This window comes from Kribbella sp. NPDC051718 (genome assembly GCF_040681515.1).
Taxonomy (GTDB): domain Bacteria; phylum Actinomycetota; class Actinomycetes; order Propionibacteriales; family Kribbellaceae; genus Kribbella.
The window spans coordinates 349,369-360,755 of the sequence record NZ_JBFAYZ010000010.1 but is presented as its reverse complement, the minus strand read 5'-3'; the positions used below and the strand labels follow the sequence as shown (position 1 = coordinate 360,755).

The 11,387-nt window shown below is 67.4% G+C and carries 12 protein-coding genes; 5 read left to right on the top strand and 7 right to left on the bottom strand.

The window, feature by feature from the left end:
- Nucleotides 1–194 precede the first annotated feature (194 nt).
- Together AB0M15_RS33220 and AB0M15_RS33215 are read right to left on the bottom strand one after the other, a co-directional pair.
- Nucleotides 195–1,124, bottom strand: a complete 930-nt coding sequence (locus tag AB0M15_RS33220; protein ID WP_363827163.1) for an acyl-ACP desaturase — start codon at nucleotides 1,122–1,124, stop codon at nucleotides 195–197.
- A 49-nt stretch (nucleotides 1,125–1,173) separates the two neighbouring features.
- Complete coding sequence (locus tag AB0M15_RS33215; protein WP_363827158.1) at nucleotides 1,174–1,827, bottom strand: alpha/beta hydrolase; 654 nt, start codon at nucleotides 1,825–1,827, stop codon at nucleotides 1,174–1,176.
- Between the two features lie 22 nt (nucleotides 1,828–1,849).
- Here AB0M15_RS33215 and AB0M15_RS33210 point away from each other — a divergent pair, with 22 nt between their 5' ends.
- Complete coding sequence (locus AB0M15_RS33210) at nucleotides 1,850–2,266, top strand: acyl-CoA thioesterase (RefSeq protein WP_363827153.1); 417 nt, start codon at nucleotides 1,850–1,852, stop codon at nucleotides 2,264–2,266.
- On the top strand, nucleotides 2,263–3,402 hold the full coding sequence (locus AB0M15_RS33205) for a zinc-dependent alcohol dehydrogenase family protein (protein ID WP_363827150.1): 1,140 nt from the start codon (nucleotides 2,263–2,265) through the stop codon (nucleotides 3,400–3,402). The genes AB0M15_RS33210 and AB0M15_RS33205 overlap by 4 nt, the downstream gene beginning before the upstream one ends.
- Here the strand turns inward: AB0M15_RS33205 and AB0M15_RS33200 are convergent.
- Together AB0M15_RS33200 and AB0M15_RS33195 are read right to left on the bottom strand one after the other, a co-directional pair.
- Nucleotides 3,399–4,469 carry a glycoside hydrolase family 75 protein gene (locus AB0M15_RS33200; protein ID WP_363827148.1) on the bottom strand — a complete coding sequence of 357 codons (1,071 nt, stop codon included), beginning with the start codon at nucleotides 4,467–4,469 and terminating at the stop codon, nucleotides 3,399–3,401. The two genes, AB0M15_RS33205 and AB0M15_RS33200, sit on opposite strands and share 4 nt — an antisense overlap.
- 89 nt (nucleotides 4,470–4,558) lie before the next feature.
- A complete protein-coding gene (locus AB0M15_RS33195) occupies nucleotides 4,559–5,191 on the bottom strand; it encodes a dihydrofolate reductase family protein (RefSeq protein ID WP_363827145.1) in 633 nt (210 codons plus the stop codon).
- Nucleotides 5,192–5,458: 267 nt separating this feature from the next.
- Here AB0M15_RS33195 and AB0M15_RS33190 point away from each other — a divergent pair, with 267 nt between their 5' ends.
- The 3 genes from AB0M15_RS33190 to AB0M15_RS33180 all read left to right on the top strand — a co-directional run bounded on the left by AB0M15_RS33190 (nucleotide 5,459) and on the right by AB0M15_RS33180 (nucleotide 9,637).
- Nucleotides 5,459–6,907: a pre-peptidase C-terminal domain-containing protein gene (locus AB0M15_RS33190; protein WP_363827142.1), complete on the top strand. Its 1,449-nt coding sequence runs from the start codon at nucleotides 5,459–5,461 to the stop codon at nucleotides 6,905–6,907.
- A 95-nt stretch (nucleotides 6,908–7,002) separates the two neighbouring features.
- Entirely contained in the window at nucleotides 7,003–8,436 is a 1,434-nt protein-coding gene (locus AB0M15_RS33185) for a pre-peptidase C-terminal domain-containing protein (protein WP_363827139.1), read from the top strand.
- A gap of 226 nt (nucleotides 8,437–8,662) precedes the next feature.
- Complete coding sequence (locus AB0M15_RS33180; RefSeq protein WP_363827136.1) at nucleotides 8,663–9,637, top strand: hypothetical protein; 975 nt, start codon at nucleotides 8,663–8,665, stop codon at nucleotides 9,635–9,637.
- Nucleotides 9,638–9,655: 18 nt separating this feature from the next.
- On the opposite strand, the gene AB0M15_RS33175 is transcribed toward AB0M15_RS33180, so the two are convergent.
- Genes AB0M15_RS33175 through AB0M15_RS33165 form a run of 3 tightly spaced genes read right to left on the bottom strand, consistent with a single transcriptional unit; the run spans nucleotide 9,656 to nucleotide 11,369 of the window.
- Nucleotides 9,656–10,300, bottom strand: coding sequence for an HAD-IA family hydrolase (locus AB0M15_RS33175; protein ID WP_363827133.1), 645 nt, complete (start codon nucleotides 10,298–10,300; stop codon nucleotides 9,656–9,658).
- Entirely contained in the window at nucleotides 10,300–10,932 is a 633-nt protein-coding gene (locus AB0M15_RS33170) for a transcriptional regulator (RefSeq protein ID WP_363827130.1), read from the bottom strand. The genes AB0M15_RS33175 and AB0M15_RS33170 overlap by 1 nt, the downstream gene beginning before the upstream one ends.
- Nucleotides 10,929–11,369 carry a hypothetical protein gene (locus AB0M15_RS33165; protein ID WP_363827127.1) on the bottom strand — a complete coding sequence of 147 codons (441 nt, stop codon included), beginning with the start codon at nucleotides 11,367–11,369 and terminating at the stop codon, nucleotides 10,929–10,931. Before AB0M15_RS33165 ends, AB0M15_RS33170 begins: the two co-directional genes overlap by 4 nt.
- Nucleotides 11,370–11,387 lie beyond the last annotated feature (18 nt).

Genomic DNA, 11,387 nt, shown 5'->3' with positions numbered 1-11,387 from the left:
CTACACCACCATCTCCTCCCTCCACTCTTCCCCCACCCCCCCCTTTTCCTAACCCCCGGGCGCCGGCCCCACAAAAGCGCCTCGGCGAGCCGCTTCGGCATGCCGAAGCGGCTCGCCCCCGATGCAGCCGAGCGCGGCGTTCACGCGCCCGAGCGTGGCGCCGACCCAGCCGGGCGCGGCGTACGTAGTACGAGTTAGTTGGCGCGGGCTGCCTGGCGTTCGAGGAGGCGGGTGCGTTGCTCGACGAAGCGGGAGGCCTGGGCGTCGAGGGCGGTCATGAACTCGGCCAGCTCGTCGCGGGCCTTGGCGCCGTCGCCGCTGAGGTCCTCGCGCTCGAAGACCTTCCACATCCGCAGGATCGGGGCGACGACCTCGTCGTGGTGCAGCCGCAGGTCGTAGATGCCGGCCTTGGCGATCGTCACCGAGTTCCGGGCGAACCCCTCCATGGTGGCGCCCGGCATCGAGAAGTCCCGAACCTCGTTGACGACCGCCCGCATGGTTTCGTTCGGAGCCGACTCGAAGGCGGCCGAGACCAGGTTGCGGTAGAAGATCATGTGCAGGTTCTCGTCGGTCGCGATCCGCGCCAGCAACTGGTCGGCGATCGCGCAGCCGGTCGCCTTGCCGGTGTTGCGGTGCGAGACGCGGGTGGCGAGCTCCTGGAAGCTGACGTAGGCGATCGCCTCGAGCATGTTCTTGTCGACCTGGTGCCCGGCGGTCATGTGCGCCATCCGGGCCACCTCGAGCTCGACCGGGTCGACGCCGCGGGTCACCACGAGGTAGTCGCGCAGTGCGATCCCGTGCCGGCCCTCCTCCGCGGTCCAGCGGCCGACCCAGGTGCCCCACGCGCCGTCCAGCCCGAACTGGGTGGCGATCTCGCGGTGGTACGAGGGCAGGTTGTCCTCGGTCAGCAGGTTGGTGATCATCGCGACCTTGGCGACCGGATCGAGCCGGGACTGCTCCGGCGCCCAGTCCTCACCGCCGAGGAAGGCGAAGTCGCGCCCCTCGCTCCACGGCACGTAGTCGTGCGGGTTCCAGTCCTTGGTGATGGCCAGATGCCGCTCGAGATTCTCCTCGACGACAGGCTCCAGCTCGTGCAGCAGGTTCGTCACCAGCTTGTCTGTCACCGGGTCTCCTTCGTCGGGGCGAATAGCCCCCACCCTACGGCACCGTAAGTTACGCATCCGTAGGTTCGACCTGCCGCCAGCTCTGCAGCAGGTCGGCCAGCTCGACCGGGTGCCCGAGCATCGGGAAGTGCCCGCCGGGCAGCTCAGCCGGTTCGACCCCCAGCCGATCGACGGTCAGCTTGCGGAGATAGCCGGCCGGGAACAGCAGATCCTCGGTCGCGATCACGGCCTGTATCGGTACGTCCGGCCAGCGGTCGAACAACGCCTGTTCGTCCATCGGCTGCCCGGCCTGCGGTCTCAGTCGCCGCCTCGCCTCGGCAGCGAGCTCGACCGGCAGATCCTGGAAGAAGTAGTCCGAGTCCGGATCGCCGTTCCAGTCGTACTCCGTATTGCTCCAGTACTCGCTCGCCGCCTCATGTGGGAGCGGGATCATGCCCGCGACGAAGACGATCAGCTCCACCGGCAACCGTTCACAGACTGCCGCCGCGGTGAAGCCGCCGAGCGAGTGGGCGACCAGGACCAGCCCGGAACGCTGACCGACCGCGCTCAGCACCGCGTCGCAGTACTCGCGAAGCCCGGCGGTCGCGTCGTCGCAGGGGAGGTCGACGGCGATGACCTCCTGGCCGCGCGCCTGGAGTTCAGCGGTCAGCGGGTGCCAGTGCCATGGGGTGCAACCGGCGCCCGGAATCAGCACGTAGGTCATCGCATCACCTTAGGGTGGACGGATGGATCGGAGCGCTTATCCGCATTTCCTCGCGATCGGGACGCGGTGGAAGGACAACGACGTCTACGGGCATCTGAACAACGTCGAGTACTACAGCTTCTTCGACACGGTGATCAACGAGTTCCTGATCCGGGTGGGGGAGCTGGACATCCATCGCGGTGAGGTGATCGGGCTGTGTGTCGAGTCGCAGTGCAGCTTCAAGCAGTCGCTGGCGTTTCCGGAGACCGTGGACGCCGGGTTGCGGGTGGCGAAGCTCGGCAACTCGAGCGTCAGCTATGAGATCGGGTTGTTCCGGGACGGTGTCGTAGAGCCTGCGGCGACCGGCCGGTTCGTGCACGTCTTCGTGGACCGCTCCGAGCGTCGACCCGTTCCCATCCCGCCCCCGATCCGGACCGCTCTGGAAGGGATCACCGGATGATCGTCCGCGGCGCAGTACTCCGGGAGATGGGCCTCCCCAGCCCGTACGCCGAATCGCGGCCGCTCGCGATCGAGGAGGTCGACCTCGCGCCGCCCGGCCCGGGTGAGCTGCTGGTTCGCATCCGCGCGGCGGGCCTCTGCCATTCGGACCTCTCGGTCATCGACGGCTCCCGCCCCCGGGTGATGCCGATGCTCCTCGGCCACGAGGCGACCGGTGAGGTGATCCAGTCGGAGTCGCCCGACTTCAGGGCCGGCGACACAGTCGGCTTCGCCTTCGTACCAGCCTGCGGCACCTGCGCCCCTTGCGCAGAAGGCAGAGCAGCCCTCTGCGAACCGGGGGCCACCGCCAACACCGCTGGCACCTTGCTCTCCGGCGAACGCCGCCTGAGCATGCCCGCCAACCAGCACCCCTCGCCCGCCGGGCACCTTCACCACCACTTGGGTGTCTCGGGGTTCGCCGACCACGCAGTGGTTTCGGCGCGGTCCGCAGTCAAGATCGATCCGTCGCTGCCACCTGAGATCGCCGCGCTGTTCGGCTGTGCGGTGATGACCGGCGTCGGCGCTGTGGTCAATACAGCAAGGGTCCAGGCCGGGCAGAGCGCGGTCGTCTTCGGGCTCGGTGGCGTGGGGTTGTCCGCATTGCTCGGCGCCGCGTTGGTCGGGGCGCATCCGCTTGTTGCAGTGGACGTTGTACCGGAGAAGCTCGCGCTCGCGCTGGAGCTCGGCGCCACCCACGCAATCGATGCCCGGGGCAACGATGTGGTCGAGCAGGTGCGGGAAGCGACGGGTGGGGGCGCGCACTACGCCTTCGAGACGGTCGGCAGTTCCGTAGTACTGGGTCAGGCCTACGCCGCGACTCGTCGCGGTGGGACCACGGTGACGGTCGGGCTCCCGCATCCCTCGCAGCTGCTGAGCATTCCGGCCGTCAGCCTGGTCGCGGAGGAGCGCACACTCAAGGGTTCCTACCTGGGATCGGCGATCCCGAGCCGCGACATCCCCCGCTACATCGCGCTCTACCAGGCGGGCCGTCTACCGGTCGACCGGTTGCTGACCTCGACGGTCCGCCTGGAGAGCCTCAACGAAGCCTTCGACACCTTGGCGGCCGGTACGTCGATCCGCCAGGTGCTGCTCCTTTAGTTGTTGTTGATGAAGGTCCGCGCCAGCTCCTGGCCACGGGAGACGGCGAGGTTGTGGTCCTCGATCGGGTTGATGGTCGAGTTCTTGAACACGATGTAGGTGACGCCGGAGTCGGTGCCACCGTTGCTCGGGTCGGGATTGATGCCGAGCTGCTGCGCGGCGGCGTACGAGGCCTCGCCGATGATGTCGGTCGGACCGGTGTCACCGACCACGGCATAGGTGACCTGGTTGTTGTAGATCACCGCGACCACGCCACCACCGGCGATCCCGAAGTTCTGGAAGTTCCAGGTGCTGCTCGGGCTCGGGACCACGACGTACGGGAGTTGCGCGGCGTTCAACGGCGCGTCGGCCGAGGTGTGGAACGCGGTGTCGGGCTGGAAGCAGCAGTCGGTGTTCTCGTTGCATTGGGTGGTGCGGATGCCGTCGCAGTCGATGTCCATGTCGGCCTTCCAGAAGACGGCGCCGTTCTTGCCGCAGACCGGGATGGTGCGACCGAGTTCTTCGTCGGTCTTGTAGGTGCCGTTGGAGATCTGGCTGCAGCTGGTCACCTTGGCGAGCAGTTCGGCCGCGGTCGGAGCGCCACCGCCACCGCCACCGGCGTCCGTCACGGTGAGCGAGTCGAGGTTGGGGCCGCCGTTGGCGGTCGTCGCGGTGGTCTTGATGGTGTGCGAGCCGGCTGACAGGTTGGCGTTCACCGTGGTGGTGTTCCAGGTGGTCCAGACGCTGGTACTGGCGAACTGCGGGGTCGCGACGGTGGTGCCGTCGACAGCGACCGTCATTGGCCGGTTGACCGTGGTGCCGTTGGCGTACCGGAACGCGAGCGACGCGTTGCCGGCCGTGCCGACGTTCACGGTGAACGTGACGGACGAGCCGGTCACGTTGTCGTAGTTGACGAACCCGGTACCGGTGTAGCCGGCGTGGTTGGACTCGACCACTCCCTGGGTCCGGGCCGCGTTCTCGGCCTGGTAGGTGGTGGTCGCTGCGGACGCTGAGGTCGCGACGGTCGGCACCAACAACGCGGCGCCGAACAGGGCGAGGGCAAGTGCGATGGGGCGGAACTTACGCATCTTTCACCTCTCTGATAGTTAGTAAACTTTCCTAACTATCAGAGAGGTGATTCGCCTCGTCAAGAGCCTGTGGTTCCGGAACTTCGGGCCTAGGCGCCGAAAGTGGAACTGCCGTCCTCGATCGTCGCCGTTCCGGTCAGGAACGGGGTCGGGGTGAGGACGGAGTACACACCCCCGGTGCCGGTGACGCGGCTCTCGATCAGCTTGAAACCGGTCGCTGGGGCGTCCTCGGTGAACAGCCGCTTGCCGGTGCCGACCGCGACCGGGAAGGTGATCAGCCGGTACTCGTCGATCAGGCCGGCCGCGTGCAGCGTGCGGGCCAGCGCGCACGAGCCGTGGATCTGCAACTCGCGGCCGGGCTTCGCCTTGAGCTCCTCGACCTGCTTGACGATGTCGCCGCTGATGGTGGTGCTGTCGTTCCAGACCGGCTCGAGCGGGGTGGAGGTGGCGATGTACTTCGGCAGGTCGTTCAGGCCGGTGGCCGTGTTGCTGCCGTCGTGGATCTGCGACCAGTACGCCTCCATCATCGTGTACGTCGTCCGGCCGAGCAGGATGGCGTCCGCCTTGGCGAACCAGCCCTCGACGATCTCGCCCATCACCTCGTCGCCGTACGGCATCAGCCAGCCGCCGCGGTCGAAGCCGCCGCTGCGGTCCTCCTCGAAGCCGCCCGGGCCCTGCATGACGCCGTCGATGCTGAGGAAGGTGTGCAGTGTGAGCTTCATGGTCGTCTCCGATTCGTCGCGGTTTGTCCTGCTTTCGACGACGCGTCGGGTGAGGTCCGGCCGGATCGACAACCCGCTCGATGTGATCCACGTCACACGATACCGGGAAATGTAAATTCCTCGGGGAAATGTATACACCGAGGCAACCGATGGGGCACTCTACGCAGAGTGCGCGCGAGCGCACCACAAGTGAGGCATGACGCTGCTCCCCGCCGCCCCGGCGTACTCGCCGAGCAGCCGTCAGGAGTCCCCGAGGAGGACCCCAGAATGCAAAGCAGGTTCCGCCGAACCGGTGCCCTGGTTGGCACCGGCGCCGTCTTGTTCGGATCGCTGGCCGTTGTCGCCGCGAACCAGGCAGGCGCTGACCAGACTCCGTCCCCAGCTCCGTTGGCCTCGTTGCTCGGCGGCCAACCGCTCCAAGGTAAGGCCGCCCTCGGCAAGCTGCAGCCGCGACTCGCCGAGCTGGCCGAGCGCAACGGCATCGCCGAGCAGAAGCTGCAGCGGATCCTGGCGACCGACAAGACCAGCTGGCTGGACAAGGACGGCAAGCTCTTCTACTCCGAGCCGGTCGCCAGCGCCAAGCAGCGCTCCGCGACCACCAAGTCGCCTGCCTTCGCCACCCGAGCGGTCCGGGCCGCGACCGGGCCCGCCTTCGAACTGCACAGCAAGGCCGGCTCGAACCGGGTCATCTACCTGGACTTCGACGGCCACACGATCACCGGTACCGCCTGGAACGCCAACGGCAAGCCGGCCACCGTGAACATCACGGCGTACGACACCGACGGCAACACCGGCAACTGGAGCACGGCCGAGCAGAACGTGGTCCGCGAGGTATGGGCTCGGGTCGCCGAGGACTACGCGCCGTTCGACGTCGACGTGACGACGCAGGCGCCGGCCGAGTCGGCCATCACCCGGTCCGGTTCGTCCGACCAGCAGTACGGCACCCGCGTCGTGATCGACCCGACCAGCTGGTACCAGTCCGGCTGTGGTTGTGGTGGCGTCGCCTACGTCGGCGTCTACGACAACACGTCGCAGCACTCGTACTACCAGCCCGCCCTCGTCTTCACGAAGGGCGTCGGTACCGGCGCGAAGAACATCGCCGAAGCCGCGTCCCACGAGGCCGGCCACAACGTCGGGCTCAGCCACGACGGCACCGCGTCGGTCGGCTACTACAGCGGCCACGGTGCTTGGGCGCCGATCATGGGCGTCGGCTACTCCAAGGCGATCAGCCAGTGGAGCAAGGGCGAGTACTCCGGCGCGAACAACAAGGAAGACGACTTCGCGGTCGTCGGGCAGAACGGCCTGGCGCTGCGCGCGGACGACCACGGCAACGGCACCTCGGACGCGACCGCGCTCACGGTCGGTACTGCGGTCAACGGCGTCTACGCCAACGACTCCGACGTCGACACCTTCCGCGTCGACCTGTCCGCGGGTACCTTCACCTTCGCCGCCAACTCGGCGGCGGTCGGTGGCGACCTGGACATCAAGCTGCAGTTGCTCGACTCGTCCGGGGCTGTCGTCGCGACGGCCGACCCGGCATCCGGGCAGACCAACTCCGGTACGCCGACCGGCCTGAGCGCGAGCATCAGCCGTCAGGTGAGCGCCGGGCGGTACTACCTGCGCGTCGAGAACGCGGGGTACGGCAATCCGCTGAACACCGGCTACTCGACGTACGGCAGCCGCGGCGCGTACGCCGTCAAGGTCACCGCCGGCTGACCGACCTAGTTGTGGCCCGGGACATGTGGGCGCTCGGCCCGTCCACATGTCCCCGGCTACGTCCGCGGGGGGACGTAGACCAGTGAGGATCCAACGTGCAGAACAGATTCCGCCGTACCGGTGCTCTGGTAGGTGCCGGTGCCGTCGTCTTCGGAGCACTGGCAGTTGTTGCCGGTAATCAAGCCGACGCCCAACAACTACCGCTCGATCAGCTCATCTCCCAGCCGACGCCCGGTCTGACCGCGCTCGGCAAAATCCAGACCCGCTTGGCAGAAGTTGCCCAGCGCAACGGTCTGTCCGAGCAGCGGCTCCGTGACACTCTCGCCACGGACAAAACCGCGTGGCTCGACTCCACCGGCCGGCTGCTCTTCCGTGAGCCCGTGCTGACTCCAGCCCAGAAGGCTCCCGAGGCATCGCCGCGCTGGGCGACCGAAGCAGTCGGCGCAGCCGAAGGACCGGCCTTCGAGCTGCACAGCAAGCCTGGTTCGAACCGGGTTCTCTATCTGGACTTCGACGGTCACACCATCACCGGCAGCGCGTGGAACGCCGACAAGGCGATCGACCCGGTCAACGTCTCGCCGTACGACACCGACGGGAATCCGGCGGTGTTCGGTACGGCCGAGCAGGACGTCGTACACGAGGTGTGGGCGCGGGTCGCGGAGGACTACGCCGCCTTCGATGTCGACGTGACGACGCAGCAGCCGGCGCAGGACGCGATCAACCGGACGAGCGCTTCGGATCTGCAGTACGGCACGCGGGTACTGATCGATCCGGACACCTGGTACCAGTCGGGCTGCGGTTGTGGCGGCGTCGCCTACATCGGCGTCTACGACAACGCAGGGCAGCACGACTACTACCAACCCGCGCTGGTGTTCACGAAGGGCGTCGGTACCGGCGCGAAGAACCTCGCCGAAGCCGCGTCCCACGAAGCCGGCCACAACGTCGGCCTCAGCCACGACGGCACCGCATCCGTCGGGTACTACGAGGGCCACGGCTCCTGGGCGCCGATCATGGGCGTCGGCTACTACCGGGGCATCAGCCAGTGGAGCAAGGGCGAGTACTCCGGCGCGAACAACCCCGAGGACGACTACTCGGTCATCGGCACCCACGGCCTCGCGCTGCGCACCGACGAAGCAGGTGACACCACCGGCGCCGCCGCGACGCTCGCCGTCGGCGCCACGGCCAACGGCTTCATCGCCGCCGAGACCGACACCGACGTCTACCGCGTCGACGTCGCCACCGCCGGCAACTACACCGCGACAGCCAGCGCGGCTGCCATCGGCGGCAACCTCGACATCAAGCTCGACCTGGTCAACTCCGCCGGCACGGTAGTCACCTCAGCCGACCCGGCCTCCGGCCAGTCCAACGCAGGCACCCCGACGGGCCTGAGCGCCACCGTGACCAGCACCCTCCAGCCCGGCACCTACTACCTCCGCATCGACAACGTCGGCTACGGAGACCCCCTCAACACCGGCTACTCCACCTACGGCAGCCGCGGCGCCTACGGGCTGGCCATCAACCCCTCCTGATCGCTCCTGCGGTTGGTCATCCCCTGGCGGGCTGACCAACCGCAGGCCCTTTGCCGGACAAAGTCAGGACCTTTGCGGGCCGCTTGGCTGTTCCGCTCACCTCCGGGTGCACCTACGTTGACGGTGAGTGAGCGGCGCAGGCCGCCAGGTGCACGGGGATTCAGTCGGGTTCGACTCCTGGCCGCACCGCCATTCCGCCCCGTTCGGGGCGGAAGCAAGGGGAATCATGTCCAACTCGAAAAACCGCCTCCTGGCGGCCGGATCCGCGTTCACGCTGGTCGTCACCGCTGTCGGCATCTCGGTGCTCGGCGGTGGAGCGGCGAATGCCGGGGTGACCGGTGCGTCGGCCGCGCCGGTGACCTATCCGCTGGCGGCCAACTCGGTGGCCGGCAGCCAAATCGTGAACGGCAGCATCGCGCACACCGACTACGGGCTCGGATCCATCGCGCAGGACAATCTGGCGCCTGCGCTGGTGACGCTGCTGCGCACCCCGAACCCGAACACCGTCAACGCGGCCACCGTCCAGGACGGCACCCTCACCGAGGCCGATCTGAACGCCGCGGTCAAAGCGAAGCTCAACGCCACCGGACCGGCGTACCTGAAGCACTGGGGCACGGTGCACCGCAACGTGATCGGTGCGGCCGATGCCCAGCTGGCGACGACCTCCACCCAGGCGCCGCTCGGTGACGGTGCCCTCAACCTGCACACGGCGTCCGCGACCGACAAGGTCGCCTTCGGCAACGAGGCAGACTTCGCCGGCCAGAACGTGACGGATCTCGGCACGGTCGGCTTCTCGGTCTACACGACCGGCGAGAACAATGCTTTGGGCAACAACATGCCGAGCATCATCTTCGAGATCGACCCGAACGTGGCCGCGGTCGCCTCGAACTACTCCTCGCTGGTCTACGTCCCGTCGAACGGAGCCGCCAACGAGTGGACGGCCTTCAACGCCAGTACGGACACGGTCAAGCATTGGGGTCTCACCGGCAGCCTGTTCAACGCGACGCCCTGCTCGATCAACGGCGCCCGCTGCACCTGGACCGAGATGCTCACCTACCTGGACGACGGTGGTGACGGTGCCAAGCTGCTCACCGCGACGATCAGCAAGGGCCGCGACTACGCCTTCTCCGGCGCGGTCGACGCCCTGAAGCTCGGCGGTAAGACCTACGACTTCGAGTCCAACGGAGTCACCGCCGACTGACCTCGCCCTGTGGGTCGGTCATTCTCCAACTGACCGACCCACAGGCCCGACCTGAGCGTCTACGCCGTACCGGGCGAGCAGCGCGACGAGAGCGTCGTGCCCCTGGGACAACTCCCACTGCCCAGCGGCGAACCCGGCGCTGACTGCTCCTGCGACATTCGCGGCGTTGTCGTCGATGAACAGAATGTCCGTCGGGTCGGCGGCGATCCGCCGCGCGGCCTCGACGAAGAAGGCCGGGTCGGGCTTGGCGGCTCCGAGGTCATAGGAGTAGCAACTGACGTCGAAGAGCTCGTCATAGCCGAGAGCTGTGCGCATGTGGCCGCCGCGGTACTTCTCCTGGTTCGTGCCCAGGTGCACGCCATAACCCTTCTGCCGAAGGGCTTCCACGATCGCGAACGACTCCTCGACCGGCACGATCCGATGCCACACGTCCTGGTAGACGACCTCGACAGGAGTCTCCACCTCGTACTCCGCGAGCGTCGCCGCCAGCAACGGCAGGTAGTCACCCTGTCCCGCGAGCATCGGCAACTCGTCTTTCCAAGTCCGGTGCAGGAACTCCCGCGCTCTCCCCCCGAGGTACGGCACCATCGCCGCGTACCAGCCGCCGGGGATGTCCTGCAGAACGCCGTCGGCGTCGAACAGCACGTGCCGGATTGCGCTCATCAGTGGGTGCCTCGGGTCAGGCCCAGGGTGGCGATCAGATCTTCGTGCAGTTCGAACCACACCGTGTGACAGGAGTCTGCGCCACTCTTGTCAACCCAACTCCCGTCTCCTGCTCGCACCCTCTCCAGCGCCGTAGCGAACCTGTGGTCGTATCCGTCGAACCGTCCCAGCACCCCGCAGATCCCGGCCGAGATTTTCTTCAGTGAGTCGCTCAGTGCGCCCAACTCGTCGATGACCTGCTGATCCCAGTCCAGGTCGGTGTGATCGTTGAACGCCAGCGGGTCGCTCGCCGTCGGCCTCAGCTGCCAATCGGTGCAAGCTCGTTGAAGCCGCCCGTTGAGCGGCAGAAAGTCCGAGTACGCCTGCTGAATCGCCGGTCGCCCACCCACCTGGTCGAGTTCGGCGGCAAGCTGTCGCGCATTCTCGGCCCGCCCGGTCTCCGTGAGCGACCAACCGCCAGAGCCGGCGAACTCACTCCACGCAACCCACCCGTACGCCTGCAGATCAAGCAAGAGCTCCGCCGCCACGTCCACCTCGAGCCCGAATCGCGCGGCGACCGCAACCTCGTCCCCGAACCCCTTCAACCGAACCGCATGCAACACCAGCAACCCCGTCGCGGAAGCATCTGTCATGGCGCGAGCCCTTCGGCCGGTCGGCCGCTTCGGGAGGTGAGGCGGTCGAGGCGTTGCTGGCAGGCCTGGGGTGAATTCAGTCCGAGTGCTTGGGCCATCTGAGCCCAGGTCAGCCCAAGCCCCCGCGCCGCGAACAACAACCCGGTCTCGAGCTGATCGATCTCCGCCCGCGCCGCCGGCAACAACTGCAGCGCAGCCACCACCGCCTGCACCATCTCCTGATCAGCCCCGCCCGGCTCACTCACCGGCGCGGAACTCGAGCGCCACAGGAAGAACTGGATCAGATCGACTGCCGAAGGCGGCATCGCTCCAACCTGCCACGGCCGCCGGACCAGTTGATCCGCTCCGACCGCCAACAACTGCTCCCGGGCCTCCCGCTCTCGCTGGGCCTGTCGCTGATCACTCGCCACCTCATCCGCACCCTCGTTGCGCTGCACCCTGAAACAGTCCATCAT